This window comes from Streptomyces boninensis, assembly GCF_048572725.1.
Taxonomy (GTDB): domain Bacteria; phylum Actinomycetota; class Actinomycetes; order Streptomycetales; family Streptomycetaceae; genus Streptomyces; species Streptomyces boninensis.
The window spans coordinates 4,395,961-4,422,511 of sequence record NZ_CP183837.1 but is presented as its reverse complement, the minus strand read 5'-3'; the positions used below and the strand labels follow the sequence as shown (position 1 = coordinate 4,422,511).

Annotated in this window: 26 protein-coding genes and 1 riboswitch; of the genes, 10 read left to right on the top strand and 16 right to left on the bottom strand. The window is 71.7% G+C overall.

What is annotated here, in order from left to right:
* Window positions 1–231: 231 nt before the first annotated feature.
* The 3 genes from nagA to ACNNMR_RS20010 all read right to left on the bottom strand — a co-directional run bounded on the left by nagA (window position 232) and on the right by ACNNMR_RS20010 (window position 3,366).
* Complete coding sequence (gene nagA / locus ACNNMR_RS20020; protein ID WP_419996013.1) at window positions 232–1,383, bottom strand: N-acetylglucosamine-6-phosphate deacetylase; 1,152 nt, start codon at window positions 1,381–1,383, stop codon at window positions 232–234.
* On the bottom strand, window positions 1,383–2,351 hold the full coding sequence (locus ACNNMR_RS20015; RefSeq protein WP_419996012.1) for an ROK family protein: 969 nt from the start codon (window positions 2,349–2,351) through the stop codon (window positions 1,383–1,385). The genes nagA and ACNNMR_RS20015 overlap by 1 nt, the downstream gene beginning before the upstream one ends.
* 73 nt (window positions 2,352–2,424) lie before the next feature.
* Window positions 2,425–3,366 (bottom strand): SIS domain-containing protein, encoded by a 942-nt coding sequence (locus ACNNMR_RS20010; RefSeq protein ID WP_419996011.1) that lies wholly within the window; start codon window positions 3,364–3,366, stop codon window positions 2,425–2,427.
* Between the two features lie 271 nt (window positions 3,367–3,637).
* Here ACNNMR_RS20010 and ACNNMR_RS20005 point away from each other — a divergent pair, with 271 nt between their 5' ends.
* Complete coding sequence (locus ACNNMR_RS20005; protein ID WP_419996010.1) at window positions 3,638–4,900, top strand: extracellular solute-binding protein; 1,263 nt, start codon at window positions 3,638–3,640, stop codon at window positions 4,898–4,900.
* 36 nt (window positions 4,901–4,936) lie between these two features.
* Here ACNNMR_RS20005 and ACNNMR_RS20000 read toward each other — a convergent pair whose 3' ends face one another.
* Window positions 4,937–5,170, bottom strand: coding sequence for a DUF3263 domain-containing protein (locus ACNNMR_RS20000; RefSeq protein ID WP_419996009.1), 234 nt, complete (start codon window positions 5,168–5,170; stop codon window positions 4,937–4,939).
* Between the two features lie 45 nt (window positions 5,171–5,215).
* Here ACNNMR_RS20000 and otsB point away from each other — a divergent pair, with 45 nt between their 5' ends.
* Window positions 5,216–6,079 carry a trehalose-phosphatase gene (gene otsB / locus ACNNMR_RS19995; RefSeq protein ID WP_419996008.1) on the top strand — a complete coding sequence of 288 codons (864 nt, stop codon included), beginning with the start codon at window positions 5,216–5,218 and terminating at the stop codon, window positions 6,077–6,079.
* 16 nt (window positions 6,080–6,095) lie between these two features.
* On the opposite strand, the gene ACNNMR_RS19990 is transcribed toward otsB, so the two are convergent.
* Complete coding sequence (locus ACNNMR_RS19990; protein ID WP_419996007.1) at window positions 6,096–7,511, bottom strand: alpha,alpha-trehalose-phosphate synthase (UDP-forming); 1,416 nt, start codon at window positions 7,509–7,511, stop codon at window positions 6,096–6,098.
* Window positions 7,512–7,692: 181 nt separating this feature from the next.
* On the opposite strand from ACNNMR_RS19990, the gene ACNNMR_RS19985 reads away from it, so the two are divergent.
* Complete coding sequence (locus ACNNMR_RS19985) at window positions 7,693–9,030, top strand: hypothetical protein (RefSeq protein ID WP_419996006.1); 1,338 nt, start codon at window positions 7,693–7,695, stop codon at window positions 9,028–9,030.
* Here the strand turns inward: ACNNMR_RS19985 and ACNNMR_RS19980 are convergent.
* Window positions 9,027–9,659 (bottom strand): TetR/AcrR family transcriptional regulator, encoded by a 633-nt coding sequence (locus ACNNMR_RS19980; protein ID WP_419996005.1) that lies wholly within the window; start codon window positions 9,657–9,659, stop codon window positions 9,027–9,029. The two genes, ACNNMR_RS19985 and ACNNMR_RS19980, sit on opposite strands and share 4 nt — an antisense overlap.
* 47 nt (window positions 9,660–9,706) lie before the next feature.
* Window positions 9,707–10,660: a glucosyl-3-phosphoglycerate synthase gene (locus ACNNMR_RS19975; protein ID WP_419996004.1), complete on the bottom strand. Its 954-nt coding sequence runs from the start codon at window positions 10,658–10,660 to the stop codon at window positions 9,707–9,709.
* A 151-nt stretch (window positions 10,661–10,811) separates the two neighbouring features.
* Window positions 10,812–10,946: riboswitch (SAM riboswitch) on the top strand.
* A gap of 16 nt (window positions 10,947–10,962) precedes the next feature.
* On the opposite strand from ACNNMR_RS19975, the gene thrC reads away from it, so the two are divergent.
* The 3 genes from thrC (at window position 10,963) to ACNNMR_RS19960 (ending at window position 13,172) form a co-directional block, all read left to right on the top strand.
* Complete coding sequence (gene thrC / locus ACNNMR_RS19970) at window positions 10,963–12,246, top strand: threonine synthase (protein WP_419996003.1); 1,284 nt, start codon at window positions 10,963–10,965, stop codon at window positions 12,244–12,246.
* Window positions 12,246–12,524: a MoaD/ThiS family protein gene (locus ACNNMR_RS19965; RefSeq protein WP_419996002.1), complete on the top strand. Its 279-nt coding sequence runs from the start codon at window positions 12,246–12,248 to the stop codon at window positions 12,522–12,524. Before thrC ends, ACNNMR_RS19965 begins: the two co-directional genes overlap by 1 nt.
* A gap of 441 nt (window positions 12,525–12,965) precedes the next feature.
* Window positions 12,966–13,172: a cold-shock protein gene (locus ACNNMR_RS19960; RefSeq protein ID WP_030576453.1), complete on the top strand. Its 207-nt coding sequence runs from the start codon at window positions 12,966–12,968 to the stop codon at window positions 13,170–13,172.
* Between the two features lie 77 nt (window positions 13,173–13,249).
* Here the strand turns inward: ACNNMR_RS19960 and ACNNMR_RS19955 are convergent, their stop codons facing one another.
* The 6 genes from ACNNMR_RS19955 to ACNNMR_RS19930 all read right to left on the bottom strand — a co-directional run bounded on the left by ACNNMR_RS19955 (window position 13,250) and on the right by ACNNMR_RS19930 (window position 19,372).
* On the bottom strand, window positions 13,250–14,023 hold the full coding sequence (locus ACNNMR_RS19955) for an ABC transporter ATP-binding protein (RefSeq protein WP_420000416.1): 774 nt from the start codon (window positions 14,021–14,023) through the stop codon (window positions 13,250–13,252).
* Window positions 14,024–14,028: 5 nt separating this feature from the next.
* A complete protein-coding gene (locus tag ACNNMR_RS19950) occupies window positions 14,029–14,847 on the bottom strand; it encodes an ABC transporter permease (protein WP_419996001.1) in 819 nt (272 codons plus the stop codon).
* Window positions 14,844–15,623 (bottom strand): ABC transporter permease, encoded by a 780-nt coding sequence (locus ACNNMR_RS19945; RefSeq protein ID WP_419996000.1) that lies wholly within the window; start codon window positions 15,621–15,623, stop codon window positions 14,844–14,846. Before ACNNMR_RS19945 ends, ACNNMR_RS19950 begins: the two co-directional genes overlap by 4 nt.
* The gene (locus ACNNMR_RS19940; protein WP_419995999.1) at window positions 15,620–16,570 is read right to left on the bottom strand and encodes an ABC transporter substrate-binding protein; all 951 of its coding nucleotides are present in this window, start codon (window positions 16,568–16,570) and stop codon (window positions 15,620–15,622) included. The genes ACNNMR_RS19945 and ACNNMR_RS19940 overlap by 4 nt, the downstream gene beginning before the upstream one ends.
* Window positions 16,571–16,707: 137 nt before the next feature.
* Complete coding sequence (locus ACNNMR_RS19935) at window positions 16,708–17,769, bottom strand: ABC transporter substrate-binding protein (protein ID WP_419995998.1); 1,062 nt, start codon at window positions 17,767–17,769, stop codon at window positions 16,708–16,710.
* A 58-nt stretch (window positions 17,770–17,827) separates the two neighbouring features.
* Entirely contained in the window at window positions 17,828–19,372 is a 1,545-nt protein-coding gene (locus tag ACNNMR_RS19930; RefSeq protein ID WP_419995997.1) for a hypothetical protein, read from the bottom strand.
* A 337-nt stretch (window positions 19,373–19,709) separates the two neighbouring features.
* On the opposite strand from ACNNMR_RS19930, the gene groL reads away from it, so the two are divergent.
* Both groL and ACNNMR_RS19920 read left to right on the top strand, forming a co-directional pair.
* Entirely contained in the window at window positions 19,710–21,332 is a 1,623-nt protein-coding gene (gene groL, locus ACNNMR_RS19925; protein WP_419995996.1) for a chaperonin GroEL, read from the top strand.
* Window positions 21,333–21,442: 110 nt separating this feature from the next.
* A complete protein-coding gene (locus tag ACNNMR_RS19920; RefSeq protein ID WP_419995995.1) occupies window positions 21,443–22,903 on the top strand; it encodes an alanine/glycine:cation symporter family protein in 1,461 nt (486 codons plus the stop codon).
* Window positions 22,904–23,038: 135 nt separating this feature from the next.
* Here the strand turns inward: ACNNMR_RS19920 and murQ are convergent, their stop codons facing one another.
* A complete protein-coding gene (gene murQ / locus ACNNMR_RS19915) occupies window positions 23,039–23,929 on the bottom strand; it encodes an N-acetylmuramic acid 6-phosphate etherase (RefSeq protein WP_419995994.1) in 891 nt (296 codons plus the stop codon).
* A 230-nt stretch (window positions 23,930–24,159) separates the two neighbouring features.
* Window positions 24,160–25,116 (bottom strand): MurR/RpiR family transcriptional regulator, encoded by a 957-nt coding sequence (locus ACNNMR_RS19910; protein ID WP_419995993.1) that lies wholly within the window; start codon window positions 25,114–25,116, stop codon window positions 24,160–24,162.
* A gap of 55 nt (window positions 25,117–25,171) precedes the next feature.
* Between ACNNMR_RS19910 and ACNNMR_RS19905 the strand changes: the two genes are divergently transcribed.
* Window positions 25,172–25,546 carry a hypothetical protein gene (locus ACNNMR_RS19905; RefSeq protein WP_420000415.1) on the top strand — a complete coding sequence of 125 codons (375 nt, stop codon included), beginning with the start codon at window positions 25,172–25,174 and terminating at the stop codon, window positions 25,544–25,546.
* A complete protein-coding gene (locus ACNNMR_RS19900) occupies window positions 25,543–25,806 on the top strand; it encodes a DUF4031 domain-containing protein (protein WP_419995992.1) in 264 nt (87 codons plus the stop codon). The genes ACNNMR_RS19905 and ACNNMR_RS19900 overlap by 4 nt, the downstream gene beginning before the upstream one ends.
* Window positions 25,807–25,823: 17 nt before the next feature.
* Here ACNNMR_RS19900 and ACNNMR_RS19895 read toward each other — a convergent pair whose 3' ends face one another.
* Entirely contained in the window at window positions 25,824–26,519 is a 696-nt protein-coding gene (locus tag ACNNMR_RS19895) for a copper homeostasis protein CutC (protein ID WP_419995991.1), read from the bottom strand.
* Between the last annotated feature and the right edge of the window lie 32 nt (window positions 26,520–26,551).

Sequence of the window (26,551 nt, the reverse complement as noted above, 5' to 3'; positions counted from 1 at the left end):
CGCCTGGTACGACCCCGGGATGCCCACCCCTGTCGCACACAGCAACGGGTGGGCGGGTGGGAATCAGCCGCGCGCAGCGCAACCGCATGCTCGTCGCGCTGCCGGGCGCCGGTCCCGTTGCCAGTGTGGCGCCTCGCGCCTGGTACGACCCCGGGATGCCCACCCCTGTCGCACACAGCAACGGGTGGGCGGGTGGGCACAGTCGCGCGGGGCGCGAAGGCGCGCTCGTGGTTACGGTGCCGCCACCCACTCGCCCTTCCGCATCACCGCGGTCACTGCAAAGTCCTCGCCCAGGACGACCAAGTCCGCGTCCTTCCCCTCCTCCAGCGAGCCCACGCGATCCTCGACCCCCAGCAGCCGCGCCGGGTTCGCCGACAGCGCCCGGACGGCGTCCGGCACCGTCACGCCGTCAATCGTCACCGCCCGCCGGAAGGCCGTGTCCAGCGTCAGCGTCGACCCGGCGATCGAACCCGCCGTCGGCCCTTCCGCGATACGCGCGACACCATCCGCGACCTCGACCGCCATCGGCCCGAGCATGTACCGGCCGTCACCCATCCCCGCCGCCCCCATCGCATCCGTGATGAAGGCGACCCGCCCAGCCCCCGCCGCCCCAAAGGCCAGCTCCAGCACGGCCGGATGCAGGTGCACCCCGTCGTTGATCAGCTCGACGGTCACCCGCTCGTCCTCGAGCAGCGCAGCCACCGGCCCAGGTGCGCGGTGGCCGAGCACCGGCATCGCGTTGAACAAGTGCGTGGCCACCGTCGCGCCGGCCTCGATGGCCTCCAGCGTCGCGTCGTAGGCGGCGTCCGTGTGGCCCACCGCCGCGATCACTCCCGCGTCCGCGAGGAGCCGCACCGAGTCGAGCCCGCCCGGCAGTTCGGGGGCGAGCGTCAGCATCTTTGCCGTGCCCTTGGCTGCGTCGAGCAGCTTGCGTACGTCCGCGGGCGCCGGGTCGCGGAGCAGTTCCGGCTGGTGGGCGCCGCAGCGGTGCGGGGAGATGAAGGGGCCCTCGAAGTGGACCCCCGCGAGCTCGCCGTCCTCGACCAGCTCCGCCAGCACCGACGCCTGGCGGGACAGGTCGTCGAGGTCGCCGGTGACGGTGGAGGCGAGCATCGTCGTGGTGCCGTGCGCGCGGTGCGCGCCCGCGACCGTCAGCGCCGCCTCGGCCGTACCGTCGGAGAAGGACGCGCCGCCGCCGCCGTGCACGTGCATGTCGACGAAGCCGGGGACGATCCAGTGGCCGCTGAAGTCGTGGCGCGCGGCCGGGGCGTCGGCAGGTGCGGGTGCCGCGATGCGGCCGTCCTCGACCGTGACGGTGCCGTTCTCGACGGTGCCCGTCGGCAGCACCACGCGGGCGCCGGTGAGCTGAATGCGGTCCCGCATCAGGCGGATGCCTCCTGTGTCTGGCTGTCTGGCTGGCTGGGTGTCTGGCTGGTGGCGAGCAGGTCCCAGGCGAGCAGCCCCGCGCCCAGGCAGCCGGCGGTGTCCCCGAGCTCCGCCGGAATGATCTGTGGGAGATTCTGGAAGGTCACCCGCTCCGCGAGGGCCTTCCGCAGCGGTACGAAGAGCGTGTCGCCGGCCTCGGCCAGGCCGCCGCCGAGCACGATCACCGCCGGGTCGAGCAGCCGCGTGCCGATCAGCAGCCCGGCCGCGAGCGCGTCGATCGCGTCCGCCCAGACCGCCTCCGCCGCCGGGTCCCCGCCCGCGACCGCCCGCGCGCAGTGCGCCGCCGTCGCCTCCGGATCGCCGGACGCCGCGGCCCACGCGGCGCCGACCGCCGACGCGGACGCGACCCGCTCCAGGCAGCCGCGCAGCCCGCAGCCGCACGGCGGGCCATCGGGGCGTACGACGATGTGGCCGAGCTCGCCGGCCGCGCCGTTCGCGCCGGGCTCGATCCGGCCCTCGATGCCGATGCCGGCGGCGATGCCCGTACCGAGGGCGATGAAGAGGAAGCGCTCGATGCCGCGGCCCGCGCCCAGCCGGCCTTCGGCGAGCGCGCCCGTGCGCATGTCGTGGCCGACCGATACCGGGATGCCCAGCTGGTCCGCCAGCAGCGTGCGGATCGGGATGTCCTGCCAGCCCGCGACGTTCGCCGCGAAGACCCCGATGCCGTCGCGCTCGTTGACCACCCCCAGCAGCGCCACGCCCGCGGCGGCCGGGGGCTCGCCGAAGCGGGTCTCGCCCTCGGCGTAGAGGTGCGCGGCGAAGTCGAGGATGGCGGCGATCACCGCCGCGGCGCCGTCGTCGCGCGGCGTGGGGCGACGGGACTCGTGGAGCAGCGTGCCGTCCGTCCCGACGAGGGCGGCCTTCATGCCGGTGCCGCCCACATCAAGGGCGATGACGTGTCTCACGGAGACAGTCTCGCGTGTAAAGCGCCGACAGGTCTAGTCCAGTGGGCCCGTCTGCCCGGTCCGCGGCGTGGAATCAGCCGTTCAGGATGACGCTGCGGGACAGGTTCTTGGGCCGGTCCGGGTCCAGGCCCTTTGCCTCCGCGATCGTCACGGCGAGCCGCTGGACCCGTACGAGATCGGCCATCGGGTCGAGGCCGACGGGCGTCGAGTCGGCGCGGAAGTGGCCCCCGACCTGCTCGACATCCGCCGCGAGCCCCTCCGGCAGCACGCCGAAGAGCCATGCCACCCGGCCGGGGCCGGTGATCGAGATCGGGCCGTGCCGGTATTCCATCGCGGGGTACGACTCGGTCCACGCCTGCGCCGCCTCGCGCATTTTCAGCGCGGCCTCCTGCGCGAGCCCGTACGTCCAGCCGCGGCCGAGGAAGGTCCACTGCATGGCGGCGAGCGCCTGCTGCGGCAGCGGCTGGGTGAGCGCCAGCTCGGCGTCGACGGCGGCGTCCGTGACGGATTTCACACCCTCGGGGAGCGGGCCCGCGGCCTCAAGACCCGCCCGCAGGAAGGCGAGCGCGGTCGTGGCGAAACGGGTCTGGACCACTGACTGCTCGTCGGCGAAGTCCAGCACCGTGACGGCGTCGGCGGCGTCCACGACGGGGGTCGACGGGTCGGCGGTGATGGCCGTCGTGGCCGTGCCCTGGCCGGCGGTACGTATCGCCGCCAGCAGCTCCAGCACCTCGGTCGTGGTGCCGGACCGGGTGATCGCCACCACCCGGTCGTACTCCCGCCCGGCCGGGAACTCCGAGGCGGCGAAGGCGTCGGTGAGCCCCTGGCCGGCGGCCTCGCGCAGCTGCGCGTACGCCTGCGCCATGAACCACGACGTGCCGCAGCCGGTCACCGCGACCCGCTCGCCGGGCCGCGGCAGCCCGTCCGCTCTCGCGGCCGTGACGGCGGCGCGGCGCCAGCAGTCAGGCTGGGTGGCGGTCTCGGCGGCGGTACGGGACTGATGGGCGGCGGCCATGGTGCGGATGGCTCCTCGGGGGTCCGGGCAGGAAAGCGCTTCGATACGAATCGCGCTACTGCTTAGCAGTCGCCCCCTGATCCGGGCAATGGTTGCCGGGGGTGACGAGGCTCCTTTGGCCATGGCCCTACCGGAGAGTTGGGGAGGCCGTTGCCGGGCCGTCACCCAAGTGGTGTAGACCTAGTGAGGCGGACGACTGTCTTCCGCGGGGCAATTCAGACTCTTTCATCACAAGGTGGGTACAGCAGTGGAGCGGCGACGGTTCCTCGGGATGGCAGCGACCGGAGTCGCTGCCGCGTCGACCATGTCCCTCGCGTCCTGCGGCAGCGGCGGCCCGGGGGGCGACGACGAGGTCACCCTCAAGCTGGTGGCCGCCGAATACGGCGCCCAGGGCAAGCCGAACAGCTCCAAGCACTACTGGGACAAGCTCGCCCGCGCCTTCGAGAAGAAGAACCCCGGCATCAAGATCGACGTCCAGACGTACCTGTGGGACCACGTCGACGCCAAGGTCGCCGAGATGGTCAAGCAGGGCGAGGCGCCCGACCTGGCGCAGATCGGCGCCTACGCCGTCTACGCCGCCCGCGACCAGCTCTACAGCGCCGACCAGCTGCTCACCATCTCCGCGCAGGCCAACTTCGTCCCCGCGATCGCCCAGCCCGGCGAGTACCGCAGGGTCCAGTACGGCCTGCCCTTCGTCTCCAGCTCCCGGCTGCTCTTCTACAACAAGGACCTCTTCGAGCAGGCGGGCCTCGACCCGGACGAGGCCCCCGGTTCGTGGGCCGAGATCAAGGCGGCCGCGAAGGCGCTCAAGGCGGCCGGCGTGAAGATCCCGTACGGCCTTCCGCTCGGCCGCGAGGAGCCGCAGGCCGAGGCGCTGCTGTGGATGCTCGGCAACGGCGGCGGCTACACCGACAAGGTCGGCTCGTACACGATCGACTCCGACCAGAACGTGGCGACCTTCGACTGGATACGCAAGAACCTCACCGGCGCGGGCCTCACCAACAACGCCCCCGGCGAGACCAACCGCCGCGAGATCGCGAAGGCCTTCAACGAGGGCAAGGCGGGCATGATCTTCGGCCACCCGACCTTCATGCGGGAGGCCCGCGAGAAGGGCATCGAGCTCGGCATCTCCAAGCGGCTGCCGGGCCGCTCGGGCCCGATGGAGGCGACGATGGGCGTCGTCGACTGGATGATGGCCTTCAAGCAGAACGGCCGCCGCAAGGAGATCGGCACCTTCCTCGACTTCGTCTTCGAGGACGACAACGTGCTGGAGTTCACCTCCCAGTACGACCTGCTGCCGACCACCACGTCCGCGGTGCAGAAGATGAACTCGCTGCCGCGGCACACCGAGCTGAAGCCCTTCCTCGACCAGCTGCAGTCCGCGGAGTTCTATCCGGCGGGCAAGACGTCGTGGGCGGCGGTCAACCAGGCCGTGAAGGAGAACATCGGCAAGGCGGCGGATCCGGGCGGCGACCCGGAGCAGGTCCTCGGCAAGATCCAGAATGAGGCGCAGAAGGCGTCGAGCATGGAGTGAGGCCGGGGCCGGGGCCCGGGAGACCGCAGTCGAGTCTCACCGCCGCTCCCTGCGGGCCTCCCGCAATCGGCGCAGGCGATTGACCGTGACCGGGTCCTGCGCGAGCGCGCGCGGGTCGTCGAGCAGCGCGTTGAGCAGCTGGTAGTAACGCGTGGGCGACATCCCCAGCTCCTCCCGTATCGCCCGCTCCTTCGTCCCGGGGCCGTCCCAGGGGCGCCGCTCCAGCGCCAGCACGGCGAGATCCCGCTCCGTCAGCGCCTCACTGCTCATGGCCGCGACGATACCGCTCGGGTACGACACCGATAGGCTCCAGGCATGGGCAGCCACCGACTCCCCGTACCCGCCACCGAGGCAGGCCGCGCCGGCCTCGACGCGCTTCTCACTCATCCCGAACAGGCCCTGCTCGCCCTCGACTTCGACGGCACGCTGGCCCCCATCGTCGCCGACCCGGACTCCGCCCGGGCGCACCCCGGCGCGGTCGCCGCGCTCGGCCGCCTCGCCCCCCGTCTCGGCTCGGTCGCCATCATCACCGGCCGCCCGGCCGCGGTCGCCGTCCGCTACGGCGCCTTCGCCGGGGCTCCCGGCCTCGACCGCCTTGTCGTCCTCGGCCACTACGGCGCGGAGCGCTGGGACGCCGCCACCGGACTGGTGCGCGCCCCCGCCCCGCATCCGGGGGTGGCGGCGGTACGGGCCGAGCTGCCCGGCGTGCTCGACAAGGCGGGGGCCTGGCGCGGCACCTGGATCGAGGACAAGGGCCGCGCCGTCGCCGTGCACACGCGGCGGGCCGAGGACCCGCAGGCCGCGGTGGAGCTGCTCCGCGAGCCGCTGACCGCGCTGGCCGCCGACCACGGGCTGGTGGTGGAGCCGGGCCGGTTCGTGCTGGAGCTGCGCTCACCCGGCATGGACAAGGGCGTAGCCCTAGCCGACTACGCCCGCGAGCGCGGCGCCCGAACCGCCGTCTACGGCGGCGACGACCTGGGCGACCTGGCCGCCTTCGACGCGGTGGACGCACTGCGCGGGGAGGGCCTGACCGGCCTCACGGTGTGCAGCGGCAGCGCGGAGGTGGTGGCGCTGGCCGAACGAGCGGATCTCGTCGTGGACGGTCCCGACGGGATGGTGGGGCTGTTGGACGCGCTGGCAGAGGCGATGGGCGCGGCTGAGCGGGGCGGCGGCGGATAACTCGGCGGCGCCGGGGTCAGTCCGGCTTCCCCGGCCCCTCCCGTAGCGCGTCCAGCTGCTCCATGAACCACGCCGCGGGCGGCAGCGTGGTCGCCGTCGCGGCCAGGCGCTTGGTGCGTTCCGCGCGCTCCTCGGGCTCCATGACGAGCCCCTCGTGCAGGGCGCGGGCGGTCTGCTCGACGTCGTACGGATTCACCGTCAGGGCGTCCTCGCCCAGCTCGGCGTACGCGCCCGCCTCCCGCGACAGCACCAGGGCGCAGCCGTCGTCGGAGACCACCGGGATCTCCTTGGCGACCAGGTTCATGCCGTCCCTGATGGGGTTCACCAGCGCCACGTCGGCGATCCGGTAGGCGGCGAGGGAGCGGGCGAAGTCGTCCTTGACGTGCAGTACGACCGGGCGCCAGCCCGGGGTCCCGTACCGGGAGTTGATCTCCTCGGCGACCCGCTCGACCTCGGCGGTGTAGTCCCGGTAGACGGCCAGGTCCTGCCGGGACGGATAGGCGAACGCCAGGTGCACCACCCGCTCGCGGTGCTCGGGGTGGTCGCGCAGCAGCGCCTCGTAGGCGCGCAGCCCGCGGACGATGTTCTTCGACAGCTCGGTCCTGTCCACCCGTACGACCGTCCTGCGGCCCTCGCCGCCGATCTCCGCCCGCAGCGCGGCCATCCGCTCGGCCACGTCGGCGCGCTGCGAACGGGCGCGCAGGAAGTCCGCGTCGGCTCCGAGCGCGTGCACGCCGAGCCACGTCCCCTGGGTGTCCCCGAACCGCTCCTCGCAGCAGCGGGCGAACGCCTCCGCCCACCGCTCGGTGAGGAAGGCGGCGCGGTCGGCGCCGAGGATGCCCTGCAGGAGCTGCTCGGCGATGTCGTCGGGGAGGATCCGGAAGTAGTCCGGCGGGGCCCACGGGGTGTGCGAGAAGTGCCCGATGCGCAGGTCGGGGCGGCGCTCGCGGAGCAGCCCGGGGACGAGGCACAGGTGGTAGTCCTGCACGACGACCGCGGCGCCCTCCGCCGCCTCCTCGGCGATGGCGGCGGCGAAGGCTTCGTTGTACGCCTCGTACGCCGCCCACTTCCGCCGGAAGGCGGCGTCGAAGACGGGTTCCAGCGGGGTCTGGTAGAGCTGGTGGTGGATGAACCACAGCACCGAGTTGGCGATGTCGTTGTAGGCCGCGTGGAAGGTCTCCGCCGGGATGTCCAGCATCCGCACGGCCTGCCCGCCGGTGTCCTCCTCGGCCAGCCGCGCCCCGCCGCGCCGCGCGGCCTCCCGGTCGTCGTCGCTCAGCGCCGCGCACACCCACAGTGCCCCGGCGTCCGGCCCGATGGCGCTCAGCCCGGACACCAGCCCGCCGCCGCCGCGCTTGGCCTCGCGGCCGGCGTACGAGACGGGCCCGCGGTTCGAGGCGACGACTACCTGCGCTCCGTGCGTAGCGACCATGCGACGAGCCTAGCCGGGCGGCGGATCGCGCAAACGTTCGCGCCTGCGGTGCGCGCGGTCCCGTGCAAGTTTCTTTGGATTATTTGCGCTGCTCAGCGCCATGATCTCGCGCGAATCATTGACGTAACGCTAAACGCTCTCTAGATTCGCGCCACTCTCTTCGACGTGAACAGGAGCGTTCATGCGCGCACTACGCCGCACCGTGCTTTCGGTGGTCGCGGTGGTGCTGGGCAGCACCCTGCTGGCGCCCGGGGCCGCGGAGGCCGGAACGCAGGCTTCCGCGAAGCCCTCCCCACCGGACTCCTCGTGCTTCTGGACCGGGCCCTTCACCCCGGACCAGGAGCGCTTCAACTTCGCCTACCTGGACACCAAGGCGCTGTACTGGTCCACCCACTACACCCTCCCCGAGGGCGCCCGGCTCACCCTGGACGGCCGCTACGCGCACGCCAGATACCAGTCGCTCAACAGCTACTCCGCGACCACCGCGGTACCGCTGACCGCGCTCAACGACCAGCAGATCGCCCCGGACCGCGGCTCCCGCAACCCCTTCCTGACCGGCGCCGACCGCACCTTCCCCAAGCGCGACTGGACCGTCGGCGTATCCCCGAAGACTCCGCCGTCCGACCCCGCGCAGGCCGCGCAGAACACCCTGTACGCCGGGCAGCCGGGCACCACCGCGCAGTCCCTCATCTACCGCGTGTACGTCCCGGACCGGGGCCGCGACGGCACCGGCGGCGTCGGGCTGCCGGAGCCGGTGCTCACGCTCGCCGACGGGGCGAAGCTGCGCGGCCGGGCGCTGTGCGACGCGGTCAGCCCGGACCACGATTCGCTCGGCCCGCGGGTCCGGCCGATCGAGGAGTACCGCGTCGACTACGAGCAGCCGGGCAAGCCGGCCGGCTTCCCCGCCGAGAAGCGGGTGGAGTGGCATTCCTCGTACACCCCGGAGTGGATCCGGCAGTGCGAGTACTACGACCGCTGCGCGCCGGCGCCGCCGCGGGGCGTCGGGCAGTACTCCAACCTCGACAACTCCTACGTGTCCGCGCGGCTGAACCGGAAGCTGGGCCCGGTTGTGGTGCTGCGCGGCAGGATGCCGAGCACCCCGGCCACGTACGACGGCGGGCACCGCATGACGGCCGGGCAGCTGCGCTACTGGTCGATGTGCACGTACGAGGCCTGGAGCACGAAGGTCGACGGCCCGCAGAGCTGCGCCTATGACGAGCAGATCCACCCGGACCGGCGCGGCCGGTTCACCGTCGTCGTATCGCGGCCCGAGGACCGGCCGCGCAATGCCAGGGCGGCGTGCGGCGTGAAGTGGCTCGCCTGGCCGGAGCGGGGCGACGGCGCGGGGCACCTGGATGACGCGTTCGTGATGATGCGCAACATGCTGCCGGCCGACGGCTTCACGCAGACCCCGGCGCAGACCCGCACCGGGGACGACGAAGCCGCGGTGATGGGGCCGTATCTGCCGCGCGGCGTGCACATGAGCACCCAGCGGGCCGAGGGGATGGGCTGCGGTTAGGGCCCGTCCGGCCCGTCCAGCGAGGTGCAGAGCTGCTCCAGCAGCCGCTCGAAGCGCGCGTCCAGCTCCCGTACCGGGATGTCGAATTCCTTGGCGAGCTGGGCGCGCGTGAGCACATAGCCGTAGTTCACCGACTTCAGGAAGGTGTGCAATGCGACCGGGTCGGCGTCCGGCACGACCCGGCCGCTCGCGATGTCCTCCCGCAGCCGCTCCTGGGTCAGGTCGCGGTGCGGCATCAGCTGCAGGCCGGGGTCCTTCTCCTGCAGCAGGAGCAGCTTCAGCCGGATCGACGGCAGGTGGCGCAGGCAGCCGCGCAGCGAGCGCACCACCCGGGCGCCGAAGCGGGCGGGGCCCTTCTTGATCAGCAGCTCGGCGTGGCGGTCGGCGGCGCCCCGAGTGAGCGCGGAGCGCAGCAGGTCACGCCGGGAGCCGAAGTAGTGGTAGACGAGGCCGCGGTTCACGCCGGCGCGGTCGGCGACCTCCCGCAGGTTCAGGCCCGCCAGCACGCCGTCGCGCTCGATCAGCTCCAGCGCGGCCTGCTCCAGCAGCCGGCTCGTGGCCTCGGCGTCCATCGCCGCCTTGCTCTGCCCGCCCACTCGTGTCTCCCGTTCGCCGCCGACGGCTGCCACGACCGTACGCGACCTGCGGCGGCGGGGGCACGGGCGCGGCCGCGGCGTCAGGCGGCCCGCCGCTCCGCGTACTCCGGGATCTCGGCCATCGGCGGGCGTTCCTCGGTGTCGACCGCGTGGGTACGGGGCACGAAGCCACCGTCGTCGCCGCGGTCGAATTGCGTCAGCCGGGGGCGTACGAGATGGCCGCGGGTCAGGCGGAGCTGGGCGGTGCGGTAGATGGCGGCGGCCATGCGGCCGAGGGCCTGGCTGTCCTGGTGGCGGTGGTGGCGGGTGCCTACGTCGACCTGGGCCAGGGCGTCCAGGCCCGCCAGGTGGAGGGCGTCGATCAGGAGGCCCAGCTCGACGCCGTAGCCGACCGGGAAGGGCAGGCGCTCCAGCAGCGACCGCCGCGCCGCGTATTCGCCGCCCAGCGGCTGGACGAAGCCCGCCAGCTGCGGCCAGTGGAGGTTCAGGAGGGGGCGGGCGACCAGCTCGGTCACCCGGCCGCCCTGACCGGGGGTGCCGTCCAGAGGGCGGTCGTACACCGCCTTCACGAAGGACACGTCCGGCTCCGTCAGGAGCGGGCCGACGATGCCCGACACGAACGTCGTATCGAAATCCCGCAGGTCAGCGTCCACGAAGCAGACGATTTCGCCCGTCGTCGCCAGCAGCGAGCGCCACAGCACCTCGCCCTTCCCCGGCACCGCCGGGATCCGCGGGAGCACCTCGTCCCGGTGCACCACCCGCGCCCCCGCCGCCTGAGCCACCTTCGCGGTGGCGTCCGCGGAGCCGGAGTCCAGCACCACCAGCTCGTCGACCAGCGGCACCGCCGTCATCAGCTCCGCGCGGATCGCCGCGACGATCGCGCCGACCGTCGCCTCCTCGTTCAGCGCGGGGAGGACCACGCTGACCGTGCCCGCCCGGCCCAGGGCCTGTTTCGCGGCCAGAAGCGTGGACAGCGGCCGGTCGGCCGCCGACCAGGAACGGCGGCCGATCCAGCGCTCCACCTCGGCAAGCACGTGCGAGCCTCCCCTTGTGTGATGCGTCTCGCGGTTCGGACGACTATCTCAACTGTCACTGGCTTCGGTTACAGTCTTGAACAGCGTGTGTGATCGCCGCATGTCGGGGTGGTCAGTCGCGCGGACACACTCTTGAATAACAACCGCATAGCGCTCATCCAGAGGGACAGAGGGAACGGCCCGTTGAAGTCCCGGCAACCCTCCGACCGGCCTCAATGCAGAGGTCCACGGCGGAGATGGTGCCAATTCCGTCCTGCGGCGAGGTCCGTCGCGGGGAAGATGAGGAGAGAGGCCTCTGCTTCATGGCTGTACAGACGTTTGCCCCCGCCACCGAGACCGACCTCGGCCCCGCCGCGGCCCTGTCCTGTCGCGAATGCGGCCACCGCGTGCCACTCGGCCCGGTTTTCGCCTGCGAGGAGTGTTTCGGCCCCCTCGAAATCGCCTACGACCTGCCGACCGGTGACCCGGAGGCGCTGCGCCAGCAGATCGCCGCGGGCCCGAAGAGCATCTGGCGGTACGCGCCCCTGCTCCCCGTCCCGGCCGATGTCGCGGACAAGCCGAATCTGAACCCGGGCTTCACCAAGCTGATCGAGGCCGACCGCCTCGCCGCCGAGCTGGGCGTCGAGGCCGGGAAGCTGTTCGTCAAGGACGACTCCGGCAATCCGACCCACTCCTTCAAGGACCGGGTTGTCGCGATCGCCGTCGAGGCCGCCCGCGCCTTCGGCTTCACCACGCTCTCCTGCTCCTCCACCGGCAATCTCGCCGGTGCCGTCGGCGCCGCCGCCGCCCGGGCGGGCCTGCGCTCCTGCGTCTTCATCCCGTACGACCTGGAGCAGGGCAAGGTCCTGATGGCCGCGGTCTACGGCGGCGAGGTCGTCGGCATCGAGGGCACGTACGACGACGTGAACCGCTTCTGCTCCGAGCTGATCGGCGACCCGATCGGCGAGGGCTGGGGCTTCACCAACGTCAACCTGCGGCCGTACTACGCGGAGGGGTCGAAGACCCTCGCGTACGAGATCTGCGAGCAGCTCGGCTGGCGCCTGCCGGACAACATCATCGTCCCCGTCGCCTCCGGCTCCCAGCTCACGAAGATCGAGAAGGGGCTCAAGGAGCTCATCAAGCTCGGCCTCGTCGAGGACAAGCCCTTCAAGATCTTCGGGGCCCAGGCCGAGGGCTGCTCGCCGGTGTCGCGGGCGTACAAGGACGGGCACGACGTGGTCCGCCCGGTCCGGCCCGACACCATCGCCAAGTCCCTGGCCATCGGCAACCCCGCCGACGGTCCTTACGTCCTCGACATCACCCGCCGTACGGGTGGCGCCGTGGAGGACGTGAATGACGACCAGGTCGTCGACGCCATCAAGCAGCTGGCCCGCACCGAGGGCGTCTTCGCGGAGACCGCCGGCGGCGTGACCTTCGGCGTACTGAAGAAGCTGGTCGAGGACGGCCGCATCAGCCCCTCCGAGACCACCGTCGCGATCAACACCGGCGACGGCCTCAAGACCCTCGACGCGGTCGCCCCCACCACCGGGCCGACCGCCACCATCCGCCCGAACCTCGACTCCTTCCGAGAGGCTGGTCTCGCCTAATGAGCGTGAACGTCCGAATCCCGACCATCCTGCGCACCTACACGGGCGGCCAGGCGGAGGTCGCCGCCGAGGGCGCGACCCTCGCCGACGTCCTCGCCGACCTGGAGAAGAACCACACCGGCATCGGCGCCCGGGTCCTCGACGACCAGGGCAAGTTGCGCCGCTTTGTGAACGTCTACGTCAACGATGATGATGTTCGCTTCGCCTCCGGCCTGGAGACTCCCACGCCTGATGGGGCCGGGGTTTCCATCATCCCGGCCGTCGCGGGCGGTTGCTGAGCCCGTACGCCCCGTCACAGCCCCGCCGCGCGGCCTCGCGCGGCGGGGCTTTGCTGTGATGTACGGGACACCGGCGCGCGTCCGGTGCGGTGCGTAACGGGTGCGGCGGCGCGATAGGGTTGAGTTGATCCCAGCGCAGACCATGCCCAACGCATATGAGAACGCGACAACTTATGCCCGCATCGGGTGTACGAATTGTCGCGATGGCGGGTTATGCCCGGCCCGAATTGCCCTGGAGCGCGGGGAGTTGAGCCGAAAAATACCGATCGGCTGTGCCCAGAATTCTCGTCCGATTGACCTGTTGCAGACGGCACTCGTGCAGATACATTCAGCCGCGGTCGACGCGTTCCGGCGCACGCCCCCGGCACGGGCGGGGGGTGAGGTCTGACCCGGGTCCGCGGAGCGCGGGCCTGTGTAGGGCCAGTAATAGGGGAGTTAGGAATGGCTCAGGGCACCGTCAAGTGGTTCAACGCGGAGAAGGGGTACGGCTTCATCGCGGTCGACGGTGGTGCGGATGTTTTCGTCCACTACAGCGCGATCCAGATGGACGGTTACCGCACCCTCGAGGAAGGCCAGCGGGTCGAGTTTGAGATCTCGCAGGGCCAGAAGGGGCCGCAGGCAGACATGGTCCGGGTCGCAGCCGGCTAGTCGTCCCGCACAAAGGCTTCTCCAGGGGCCGTCCCGCTGCTCAGGCAGCGGGGCGGCCCCTGGTCATGCCTGAGGCGTCATCCCCGCGGCGTCTTGTCGGCGGGCCCGCCCCGTACGAGCCGGCCGACCTCGGCCCGGAGCCGTACGAACTCGGGATCCTGGCGGGTCTTGATCTGGTCCCGGTCCGCTGGCAGGTCCACCGGAAGCTCGGCCAGCACCCGGCCCGGCGCCCCGGTGAGCACCACGACCCGGTCGCCCAAGTAGACGCTCTCGTCGATGTCATGGGTGACCAGCATGACCGTCACCGGCGTCCTGGCGCGCAGCGCGAGCAGCAGGTCCTCCAGGTCCTCCCGGGTCTGCGCGTCCACCGACCCGAAGGGCTCGTCCATCAGCAGCAGCTTCGGCCCGTACGCGAGGGCGCGGGCGATCGCCACCCGCTGCTGCATGCCGCCGGAGAGCTGCCCGGGGTGCTTGCCCGCGGCGTCGGCCAGGCCCACCTCGGCCAGCGCCTCCAGGGCCGCGGTCCGGCGCTCGCGGCGGGTGCCGTAGCGGTGGCGGAGGACCAGGGCGACGTTGTCCCGTACGGACAGCCAGGGCAGCAGTGAGCGGCCGTAGCTCTGGAAGACCATGGCGAGGCTGTCCGGGACGTCCCGGATCTCGCCGCCGCCCAGCAGCACCCGGCCGCCGGTGGGCCGCTGCAGGCCCGCGACGCAGCGCAGCAGCGTGGACTTGCCGCAGCCGGACGGGCCGACGACGGTGACGAGTTCGCCGGCCTCGACGGCCAAGGAGAGGTCCTCAAGCGCGGTGTGGCCGCCGGGGTAGGCGTGGGTGAGGGCGTCGATGGTGAGCATGCGGATCAGTTCTCCCGGTGCCATCGCAGCAGGCGGTTTTCCACGAGCAGGAAGGCCGCGTTGAGCAGCCAGCCGGTGAGGCCGAGCAGGGCGATGCCGGCCCACATCGAGGGGATGTCGAAGGTGCGCTGGGCGTTGACGAGGCGGGCGCCGATGCCCGAGGTGGTGCCGACGAGTTCGGAGAGCACCATCAGGATGAGCCCGAAGCCGAGCGCGATCCGCAGCCCGGCGGCGATCTGCGGCGCCGCCGAGGGCAGCACCACCCGCCACAGCCGCTCGGCCCGCCCGACCCCGTGCACCCGCGCCGAGTCGAGCAGCACCGGGTCCACGGCCCGTACGCCCGCGAGGGTGTTGAGGAGGACCGGCCAGACGGCGCCGAAGGCGATGGTGACCACGTACATCGACGTGTTCAGCTGGAAGACGACCACGAAGAAGGGGATCAGCGCGGGCGGCGGCACCGAGCGGCAGAGCTGCACCAGCGGCTGCGTGTAGTCGTACGCCCGCTGGGAGCGGCCCAGCAGCAGCCCCAGCGCGATGCCCGCGACCGCGGCGATCGCCCAGCCGCTGAGCAGATGCCCGAAGCTGACGGGGAAGTCGGCGCGGGCCTGTTCGGTGAGGAAGAGGTCGCTCGCCGGGCCCGAGAACCACACCCGGTGCAGGGCGCGGACGATCACCGACGGAGGCGGGAAGTAGCTGCCGGGCCCGTCGTCGGCCACCAGCTGCCAGATGCCGATGAGCAGCGCGGCGAGCCACAGCCGGGCGACGAGGCTCAGCGGCAGCCGCAGCGCCCGCGCGCCGCGTCCTTCGACTCGGGGCCCGCTCACGCCGCCCCCTCCCGCCCGCTCACCGGCCACCAGCGGGCCGCGCGGCGCTCGGCGGTGGTCAGCACGCCGTTGATGAGCAGCCCGAGCACGCCCGCCCACAGCGCCCCGGCGAGCATCTGGTCCGTCTGCCCGCCGGCGCTCTGGGTCTGCGCGAGATACGTGCCGATGCCGGTGTCGCCGACCGCGAGCAGTTCGGTGGAGATCGCCACGATGAGTGCGACCGAGGCCGAGACGCGTACGCCGGTGAGGATGAACGGCACCGACGACGGCAGTGATACGAACCAGGCCCTGGCCGCGGCCCCGAAGCCGAAGACCTTGAGGGTGTCCAGCTGCACCCGGTCCACCTGGCGCAGCGCGTAAAGGGTGTTGAGGAGGATCGGCCACACCGACGCGTAGACGACGAGAGAGGTCTTCATCCGGTCGGGCGCCGGGAAGACCAGGATGGCGAGCGGGATCAGCGCCACGGACGGGATCGGGCGGAGAAACTCGACCAGCGCCTGGCAGGCGGTCCCCAGCACCCGTATCGACGACAGCAGGAAGCCGGCCGGGACGGCGACGCCGACGGCGATCAGCATGCCGTACGCCCAGACGCGCAGCGTCGCGCCGACCGCGTCGGTGAACTCCCCGTCCGTCAGCTGGTCCGCGGCCGCCGCCATCACCTCAGTGGGCGGCGGCAGGGAGTCGCCGAAGCCGCCCGCGGCCCGTACCAGCGCCTCGGCGGCGGCCACGGCGGCGAGGGTGCCGAGCAGGCCGCGGAGGGCGGCGCGGCCGGTCATTCCTTGACCAGGAGGGGGTCGATGGCGAGGGGCTGCTTGAGGTAGCCCTGGCGCAGCATCATGTCGTTCATGGGCTTGAGGCGGGCCGCGTCCAGGTCCGTGGGGAAGACGCCGTAGGTCAGCTTGGGCACCATCGCGGCCGGGATCTCGGTGTACTTGGGGATGATGTCCTTGCGGACGGCCGGCTTCGCCAGGAGCTTCTGGGCTTTATTGATCGCGCGCTGGAAGGCGGCGACGGTCTTCGGGTTCTCGGCCGCGAAGCCGGCGGTGGCGGCATAGCCCGCGATCGGGGCGGTCGCGGTCGGGCCCTTGCCGAAGTCGACGACGGGGCGGGCGCCGATGTTCTTCGCGGCCTGGGAGATGAAGGGCTCCGGCATGAAGGCGGCGTCGACGCTGCCGTTCTTCAGCGCGGCCTCCATCTGCGGGTACGGCACCTCGACCGTGTTCTTCTCCTCGTTCACCTCGACGCCGTGCGGGGCGAGGGCGGTGCGGGTGAGGAGGCTGGCCAGGTTGCGCTTGACGTTGACCGCGATCTTCTTGCCCGCCAGGTCCTTGGGGCTCTTGACCGGGGAGTTCTTCGGTACGGCGAGGACGAGGACGCCGGGGCGCATGGAGTACGAGTCGGCGACGATCTTCAGGTCCATCACCTTCTGCGACTGCGCCGCGAACCAGGTGGTATAGCCGCCGAAGGACAGGTCGAGCGCGCCGCCCTTCAGCGCCGGGACGGCCTCGGCGCCGCCCTTCACCATCCGCGTCTTCACGGTGAGGCCCTCGGCCTTGAACAGGCCGCGGTCGATGGCGAGCTGCACTCCCGCGTCGTCGACGATCGGCATGGTGCCGACGTTGAGCGTGGTCTTCTCCAGCCCCTTGGCCGACTTGGGGTCGCCGGAGTCGTCGTCGCCGCAGCCGGCGGCGGTCAGCGCCAGCAGCAGAAGGGCGGCGGGCAAGGCGGTGGCATGGCGGAAGATGATGGCCCCCCGAGGGTGCGCGCATGCTTGATCGGACGCCTGTGACTGTCGTGCGCCCGCGGAGCGCACCACAAGATGATCCGGCTGTCCCGGACGGGTCCGGGACAGCCGTCCGGTCAGCTCTTGACCAGGAGCGGTTCGATGTCGAGCGGCTTCTTGAGGTAGCCGATGTCCCGCATGATGCGGGTGACCTTCTCCAGCTTCGCGACGTCCGGGGTGGCGGGATAGTCGCCGAACTTCAGCTCCGGGACGAGCGCGGGCGGGATCTTCGTGTACTTCGGGATGATCTCCTTGCGGACGGCCGGATCGGCCAGCAGCTTCTGCGCCTTGGCGATCGCGCGCTGGAAGGCGGCGACCGTCTTCGGGTTCTCGGCGGCGAACCCCGAGGTAGCGGCGTAACTGCCGATCGGCATGTCCGCGGTGGGGCCCTTGCCGCAGTCCAGGACGACCTTGGCGCCGATGTTCTTCGCCGTCTGGGTGGGGAAGGGCTCGGCGAAGATGGCGGCGTCCACGCTGCCGTTCTTCAGCGCGGCCTCCATCTGCGGGAAGGGCATCTCGACGGTGTTCTTCTCCTCGTCGAGCTTGACGCCGTGCGGCTTCAGCCCGGCGTGCAGCAGCAGCGTCACCATGTTGTGGCGGGCGTTGACGGCGATCTTCTTGCCGGCGAGGTCCTTCGCGCTCTTGATGTCCGAGCCCTTGGGCACGGAGACGGTGAGCGCGCCGGGGCGCATGCTGTACGCGTCCGAGACCACCTTCAGGTCGATGACCTTCTTCTCCTGGGCCTGGAACCAGGAGGGGTAGGCGCCGTACGAGATGTCCAGGCTGCCGCCCTTCAGGGCGGGGATGGCGTCGGCGCCGGTCTGGATCATCCGGGTCCGTACGGTGAGGCCTTCGGCCTTGAACAGCCCTCTGTCGATGGCGAGCTGGAGCTGGGCGTCGTCGATGATGGGCATCTGGCCCACGGTGATGGTGCTCTTCTCCAGCCCCTTGGCCTTGCCGGATGTCGCGCCGGAGTCGCTGTCTCCGCAGCCGGTGGCGATGAGGGCGGAGAGGGTGAGTAACGCCGCGAGCGCCGCGCGGCGGCGGGCGCGGATGCGTGGGTGGCGGATGATGGTGTCCCCCTGAGAACGGGCGGGCTTGATCGGTTGCCCATGACTGTCAGCAGCGTGCGGGCCCACCACAACCCGGGGCGAGTGTCCCGGACGCTTCCCGGACAGGCCCCCGCCCCTCCAGCGCTCAGGCCGGGGTGCGCGCCGGTAGCAGCACCGTGGGCGCCTGGTTGGCCGTGGTGAGCTCGCGGGCGTACAGGCGGACCAGGGGCGGCAGGCGGTAGTGCGGGCCGATGGCGGCCAGCAGGCGGGAGTCGGTGAGCTCCTCCAGCAGGTCCTCCGCCTCGTCCGTGTCGGCGACGAGCAGGGTGGCGGCCTGCCAGACGGTGAAGCGGGGCGGTGCCTTCAGGCCCAGGATGTGCAGCGCGGTTACGGCGGCGGCGCTGAGGCCGCGGCAGTCCTTGGCCAGGGCGTCGCGTACGGACAGGTCGCTGTAGGTCAGCCCGTCCAGCCGGTGCCGCTCGTCGGCGAGGTGGTCCAGCAGCCGCTCCACGCTCCAGTGCGGTCGCGTACGCAGCCGGGCCCCGGCAATCCGCAGCGCCAGCGGCAGCCGCCCGCACTGCTCCACGAGCCGCCGCGCGGCGGCGGGCGACGCGGCGACCGGGCCCGGCCCGGCGGTGGCGGCCAGCAGCCGCACTCCTGCCGCGAGCCCCAGCTCCCCGAGGTCGACGGCGTGCGCGCCCTCCAGCGCGAGCCGGCGGCGGCTGGTCACGAGGGCCGCGCAGCCGGGGCCGGCGGGGAGGAGGGGGCGCAGCCGGGCGGTGGCCTGCGCGATTGCCTGCGCGGCGGCGGAGGGGGCAGCGGCCACGGAGAGGGTGGTGGTGTTGGCGTGGGCGGTGGCACCCGCGTGGGCGGTGGCACTGGTGGGGGCGGTGGCGCCCACCCCGGCATCGGCGGCAGCGCCGACCCCGGGCCCGGCGGTGGCGCCCGCGCTCGCCTCCGCCCCACCCCCGTCCGCGGGTGCCGCGGCATCCGCGTTGTCGAGGACGACCAGCACCCGGCGGGTGGCCGTCAGGGTGCGGTAGAGCTCCAGGCGCTCGGACTCGTCCGGTGGGAGTTCGGTGCCCGTCACGCCGAGGCCGCGTAAGAGCCCGGCGAGGAGCGGGCCAGTGCCCGTGCCCGACCCGGCGCCGGACCCGCTCAGGTCGGCGTACAGCCGCCCGTCCGGGAAGGACGGGCCGAGCAGATGCGCGCAGTGCACCGCCAGCGCCGACTTCCCGGTCCCCGCAGGGCCGCTCACCGCGACCACCGCCGGGCCCGGCGACTGCGGGCCGCCCTCGGCCATGAGCTGCCGCCGGATGACGGTCACCTCGTCCTGCCGTCCGGTGAAGTCGGCTGTCGCGGGGGGCAGTTGGGTGCGCCCGGCCGAACCGAGCGCACCGGCGGCCGATCCCGGCAGCCCCGCGCGGCCCGCGCGCCCTGCCCGCCCCGCGAGCCGTTGATGGGCCCGTAACCAGGCCGCGACCTCCTCAGGACCGCCGCCGCAGGCCCGTACCAGCGCCGCCACCGGCTCCCCGCGCGGCAGCCGGGCGCTGCCCAGCAGCCCGGCGAGCGTGGAGCGCGGCAGCACGTCGCCCGCCCGCTCGGCGCGGGCCGCGAGCTCCCGGTAGGTCAGGCCCGAGAAGTCCTTCAGGTCTCTGAGCAGCGCCACGTACTCCTGTGCCGTCGTCACACGCCCCGGATCTGGCGCCCCTTCGCGCTTCGGCATGGGTTCAGTGCCCCCTTGTCCCGCGGCTGTCCCCGTAGCACCCCCGTGTCCCGGAGGTGTCCCGGACATCCCTTCCCACCTTGTCGCCGGGTACAGCCCGGTACAAGAGAGCCGCTTGCACTCGATGGGGTCGAGTGCTAATCATTGGCGTTAGCACTCTCCGAGTGAGAGTGACAACGTAGGACCGGTTCGGTGAGGTCCGTACAGGGGGCGGGGCAAGGAACCGCCAGCTGCACAGGCCGTCCGTCGCGGGCGCCGATGGTCCGGAGAAATCCACCCCAGTCCGGGAGGACCACTTCACATGGCCAAGATCATCGCGTTCGACGAGGAGGCGCGGCGCGGCCTCGAGCGCGGGATGAACCAGCTCGCAGACGCCGTCCGCGTGACCCTCGGCCCCAAGGGCCGCAACGTCGTGCTGGAGAAGAAGTGGGGCGCCCCCACGATCACCAACGACGGCGTCTCCATCGCCAAGGAGATCGAGCTCGAGGACTCCTACGAGAAGATCGGCGCCGAGCTGGTCAAGGAGGTCGCCAAGAAGACGGACGACGTCGCCGGTGACGGCACGACGACCGCGACCGTCCTGGCCCAGGCGCTCGTCAAGGAGGGCCTGCGCAACGTCGCCGCGGGCGCCAACCCGATGGCCCTCAAGCGCGGCATCGAGAAGGCCACCGAGGCCGTCTCCGCCGCCCTGCTCGAGCAGGCCAAGGACGTGGAGACCAAGGAGCAGATCGCCTCCACCGCCTCCATCTCCGCCTCCGACACCCAGATCGGCGAGCTCATCGCCGAGGCGATGGACAAGGTCGGCAAGGAAGGCGTCATCACCGTCGAGGAGTCGCAGACCTTCGGGCTTGAGCTTGAGCTCACCGAGGGCATGCGCTTCGACAAGGGCTACATCTCGGCGTACTTCGCGACCGACATGGAGCGCATGGAGGCCGAGCTCGAGGACCCGTACATCCTCATCGTCAACTCCAAGATCTCCGCGGTGAAGGACCTCCTTCCGCTGCTGGAGAAGGTCATGCAGTCGGGCAAGCCGCTGCTGATCATCGCGGAGGACGTCGAGGGCGAGGCCCTGTCCACCCTCGTGGTGAACAAGATCCGCGGCACCTTCAAGTCCGTCGCCGTCAAGGCCCCGGGCTTCGGCGACCGCCGCAAGGCCATGCTCGCCGACATCGCCATCCTCACCGGCGGCCAGGTCATCTCCGAGGAGGTCGGCCTCAAGCTCGAGAACGCGACCGTCGACCTGCTGGGCCGCGCCCGCAAGGTCGTCATCACCAAGGACGAGACCACCATCGTCGACGGTGCCGGCGAGTCCGAGCAGGTCCAGGGCCGGGTCAACCAGATCCGCGCCGAGATCGAGGCCTCCGACTCCGACTACGACCGCGAGAAGCTCCAGGAGCGCCTGGCGAAGCTCGCGGGCGGCGTCGCCGTCATCAAGGCCGGTGCCGCGACCGAGGTCGAGCTCAAGGAGCGCAAGCACCGCATCGAGGACGCCGTTCGCAACGCGAAGGCGGCCGTCGAGGAGGGCATCGTCGCCGGCGGCGGCGTGGCCCTGCTGCAGGCCGGCACGGTCTTCGAGAAGCTCGAGCTCCAGGGCGACGAGGCCACCGGCGCGGAGATCGTCCGCAAGGCCCTCGCGGCCCCGCTGACCCAGATCGCCGTCAACGCCGGCCTCGAGGGCGGCGTCGTCGTGGAGAAGGTCCGCAACCTCACCATCGGCCACGGCCTCAACGCCGCGACCGGTGAGTACGTGGACATGATCGCCGAGGGCATCCTCGACCCGGCGAAGGTCACGCGCTCCGCGCTGCAGAACGCCGCCTCCATCGCGGCGCTCTTCCTCACCACCGAGGCCGTCATCGCCGACAAGCCGGAGAAGGCCGCCGCGCCGGCCGGCGGCGGCATGCCGGGCGGTGACATGGACTTCTGAGCCTGACGGCTCGGTAAGACCAGTCTGGGAACACCCAGCGTACGGAGGCGGCTCCCCTGCCGGGGGGCCGCCTTCGGCGTTTTTGCCCTTATCTGACATAGCGTGACGTAATGGACTGGCTCGACTCCTTCGTCATCGATGTCAACGACGTCTTCTGGACCTGGCTCCTGATCCCCGTCGTCATCCTGGCGGGGCTGTACTTCACCGTCCGCTCGGGAGTCGTGCAGCTGCGGCTGCTGCCGGAGATGTTCCGGGTGCTCTTCGGCCGGGTCGAGCCGGCCGCGGACGGGAAGAAGCCGGTGTCGTCCTTCGGCGCCTTCACGATCTCGGCTGCCGCCCGTGTCGGTACGGGCAATATCGCGGGAGTCGCGACGGCGATCACCCTGGGCGGGCCCGGTGCCGTCTTCTGGATGTGGGTGATGGCGATCGTCGGGTCGGCGTCCGCCTTTGTGGAGTCGACGCTGGCGCAGCTGTACAAGGTGCGCGACCGGCAGCCCGGGACGTATCGCGGTGGGCCCGCGTACTACATGGAGCGGGGGCTGAAGCAGCGGTGGATGGGCGTGCTCTTCGCCGTCGTCATTACCGTGACCTTCGGCTTCGTCTTCAATGCCGTGCAGGCCAACACCATCATTTCCACCAGCCATGCCACGGTGAAGGGGAGTGAGGGCGGGTGGTTCGAGCCGGCGCTCGGGGTGCTGCTCGCGGTGCTGCTGGCGGCGGTCATCTTCGGTGGGGTGCGGCGGATTGCGCGGGTCACCGAGGTGCTGGTGCCGGCGATGGCGGTGCTTTATGTGCTGCTGGGCATTGCTGTGGTGCTGCTGAATCTCGGTGATCTGCCGCGGGTGCTCGCCGACATCTTCGGCGGCGCCTTCGGCTTCCGGGAGGTGGCAGGGGGCTCGTTGGGGGCGGCGCTGCAGCAGGGGATCCGGCGCGGGATGTTCTCCAACGAGGCGGGTCTCGGCTCCTCGCCGAACGCGGGCGCGACGGCCGAGGTCAGCCACCCGGTGAAGCAGGGGCTGGTGCAGGCGCTGGGCGTCTTCTTCGACACACTGCTGATCTGCTCGATCACCGCGTTCATCATCCTGACGGTGAACCCCGAGCTGAACGGGCGGCAGGGGGCGGATCTGACACAGAGCGCGCTGCAGTCGTCGCTGGGGAGTTGGGCCGGCCACGTACTGACGGTCGTGGTCTTCATGCTCGCCTTCAGCTCCATGATCGGGAACTACTACTACGGCGAGTCCAACATCGAGTTCCTGCAGGGCAGCAAGGCGGTGCTGAACGGCTATCGCGCGCTCGTGCTGCTGACCGTGTTCCTCGGCGCGATGGGCTCGGTGAGCCTGGTGTGGAATCTGGCGGATGTGTTCATGGGGATGATGGCGCTGGTGAATCTGGCGGCGATCATTCCGTTGGGGACGATTGCGTTTCGGCTGCTGGACGACTATCGGCGGCAGCGGAGGGCGGGGCGGGATCCTGAGTTCGTACGGGATTCGCTGCCGGATGCCAGTGGGGTGGAGTGCTGGGAGCCCACCCACCCACCCGTTGCTCCGCGGGGCGGCGTCGCTGCGCCCTAGGCGAGCGCGCCTGACGGGTCCGGCCGGGTAGGCCTTCGGTACGGCTGTGACGCTCGTCGCTCGTCGGCTGCGTATAGGGCAGGTTGCCCACCCGCCCGTTCCTGTCGGTGACAGCAACGGGCGGGTGGGTGGGGGTCAAAGTTGCAGTGCAGCCTGCAAGGCAAGCCGCAGATGTCCCTGGCTCTCCGCCAGCAGCCGCGCGGCAGCGCTCGCGTCCACACCCCCCGCGATCACCAGAATCGCGTCCTTCACCTCGCCACCCGTCGACGCCAGCGCCGCCTCGATCTCCGCGTCCGCGGCCCCCGTTGCCAGCGCGACGATGCGCCGCGAGCGCGCCCGCAGCTTGTCGTTCGAGGCGCGCACGTCGACCATCAGGTTGCCGTACGTCTTCCCCAGCCGGATCATCGTGATCGTCGAGATCATGTTGAGCACCAGCTTCTGCGCCGTGCCCGCCTTCAGCCGCGTGGAGCCCGCGATCAGCTCAGGCCCCACCACCACCTCGATCCCGTGGTCCGCGGCGGCCGCCAGCGCCGAGCCGCCGTTGCAGGACAGGCCCACCGTCAGCGCACCCCGCGCCCGCGCATGCTCGACCGCGGCGATCGCGTACGGAGTGCGGCCCGAGGCCGAAATCGCGACCACCGTGTCGTCGGGCGTCAGCCCGATCGCGTCGAGCTCCGCCGCCGCCCGCTCGCGGCTGTCCTCCGCGCCCTCGACGGACGTACGGATCGCGCCGTCGCCGCCCGCGATCACGCCGATGACCTGCCCGGGCGCGGTGTTGAACGTCGGCGGGCACTCGCTCGCGTCCACCACCCCGAGCCGCCCGGCCGTGCCGGCGCCGATGTAGATCAGCCGGCCGCCGCGCGCCATCCGCGCCGCGGCGGCGTCGATGGCCGCGGCGATCACCGGCAGCTGGGTGGCGACGGCGCCGGGCACCGTGGCGTCCTCGCCGTTCATGATCTGGGCGATCTCGACCGTCGGCAGGCGGTCGATCTCCGACAGCTCCGGCCGGAAGGCCTCGGTGGTCATGGACTCCAGCTGACGCCGGAGGTCGGCAGTTTCAGGCACCTTCGCCTCGCATGATCCGATCCGGGCACGCCGGCTGGCCTGTCTTTTCGGCTGAGGGCCCGGGAGTTACCCCCCGGGGGAACGCAGTTGCGGTCGAGGGCATGTTGGAGCGGCTCTTTCGATGCGGGTGCAGGGGAGGTCGGCGGTGGTGCAAGGCGAAAGGCCCTTGTCGGCTCGTGGTCCGCGGCGGCTCAGCCGCGCGTCGGGCGCGGGCTGTGCCGGTGGGCCAGGGCCTCGTACGAGGCGGAGAGCGCGGGCGCGGCCGTCTCGTAAGTGCGCTGGGCGACGCCTATGAAGAGACAGTCCACCACGAGCAATTGGCCCGTACGGGACGACATGGCCGCGGGCCGCAGCTCGCTCTCCCGGCCGGTGGAGGTGGTCAGCACGTGGTCGGCGTACTGCGAGATCGGGCCGTCGGGCCGGCCGGTGATGGCGATGGTGGTGGCGCCATGGTCGAAGGCGACGCGCAGCGGCTCGATGACGTCGACCGTGCGGCCCGAGTGGGTGATGGCGATGGCTACGTCGCCGGCGCGGAGCTGGACGGCGTTGGTGACGGCGAGGTGCGGGTCGACGGGGGCGTGCGCGAGGGCGCCGATGCGCAGCAGCTTCTGGACCAGATCCTGGCCGACGAGGTTGGAGGCGCCGATGCCGTACACATCGATGCGGCGGGCCGCGGCCATGGCCGCGACGGCGGCCTCCAGCTGCACCGGGTCGATGCCGGCGGCGGTGTCCGCGAGCGCCTGCTGCTCGTCTCTCGCCAGCTTGACGATCACGTCGGCGACCGGGTCGTCGACGGCGATGTCGGCGGTGACGGAGGGGGCCCGCCCCGCCTCCTGTTGGGCGGCGGCCGCGGCGAGTGCGAGCCGCAGGTCCCGGTACCCCGGATAGCCGAGCAGCCTGGCGGTCCGTACGACGGTCGCCTCACTGGTGCCCGTGCGCTCCGCGAGCCCCGTGACGGTGAGCGCGGCACATCCGGCCGGGTCGCCGGCGACGGCTTCTGCGACCCGCTGCATGGAGCGGGTCATGGAGGGCGCCACCGTGCGCACCTTGGCCGCGAGGGCGGCAGGGGCGGGCGGCGCGACGGCGCTGCCGCTGGAGGTGCCGCCAGAGGCAGAGGCAGTGAAAGTTTCCTTCACGCTGTAGCTCACAAGTGAAAGGTATTTTCACGTGCGTGCCATAGTCAACCCCATGGACAATGGAGGCATGGAGATCGAGCAGGCGCTGCACGTGGCCAGGGCGCTGGTCCTCGCGGATCTTACGTCCGGAGACATCGCAGGACCCGACGTCGTCTCCCTCCTGGAGGACTCCGTCAGCCACCGCCGCTGGTGGGCCGAGCAGTGGCCGGAGGGCGTCACCTTCGTGGCCGGGCTGGTGGCGCAGGACGTACAGGATTCGCTTCTGGAGCGGTACGGGCGCTGGCCGCTGTGCCCCGTATGCGCGGATACGGACGAGGGCGGGCCGCACGCGCTGGTCGTCGAGCCGGAGATGGGGCCCGATCCGCACTGGGTGTGCGGCACGACGGGCACCACGGTGGCGGCGGTGGGCCGACTGCCGATGATCAAGCCGGGCCCTGAGTGATCTACATTGACCCGCCCTCCTGGCCGGGGCACGGGCGGATGTGGTCCCACCTGGTCAGCGATGTGTCGTACGACGAGCTGCATGACTTCGCGGAGCGGCTGGGGGTGCCGCGGCGGGGGTTCGACGGTGATCACTACGACGTGCCGTCGCGGCTGTACGACGATGCGGTGGCGCTGGGCGCGCAGGCGGTGGGGAGCAAGGAGCTGGTGGCGCGGATTACGGAGGCGGGGCTGCGGAGGCGCAAGAGGGACCGTCGCTGACGCGCCGTCACGCACTGTCACGCGTCGACCAGCTGCCGCCACTCCCGTACCGCTGCCGCCGACACCGGCGCGCCCCACCCGTCCGGGCGGACTGCGCCGCCGATGTGGAAGGCGTCCACGCCCGCTGCCCGCAGCGGCGCCACGTGCTCCCGGGCCAGGCCGCCGCCGGCCAGGATGCGGGGAGCGTAGCCGGGGTCGCCGGCTGCGCGGTGGGCCGCTTCTGCCGCCAGAACCGGGAGGCCGGTCGCGACGCCGGCGGCGGACCCCGCGGTCAAGTACGTGTCCAGGCCGGGGAGTTCCGCCAGCTGCTTGCGCAGCACCTCGCGGTCCGCGGCGCGGTCGATCGCGCGGTGGAAGGTCCAGTGGCAGCCGTCGAGGGCGGCGGCCAGCTCGGTGACGGCACCCACGTCGGCGTGCCCGTCCGCATCCAGGAAACCCAGCACGAACTCGTCGGCCCCGGCCGCACGCAGCTCTTCCGCGGCCGCGGTCAGCGCGGACACGTCCCCCGCCGCAAAGCCGTCCTCCGCCCGGAGCATCACCCGTACCGGAATGTTCACGGCCGCCCGCACCGCCGTGAAGGTCGCCACCGACGGCGTCAGGCCGTCCGCGGCCATGTCGCTGACCAGCTCGAGGCGGTCGGCGCCGCCGGCCTCCGCGGCGGCCGCGTCCGCGGCATCCAGGGCGATGACTTCGAGCAGAATTGGTCTAGACATGGTGCTCAGAATGTCACATCCCGGAGAATGCC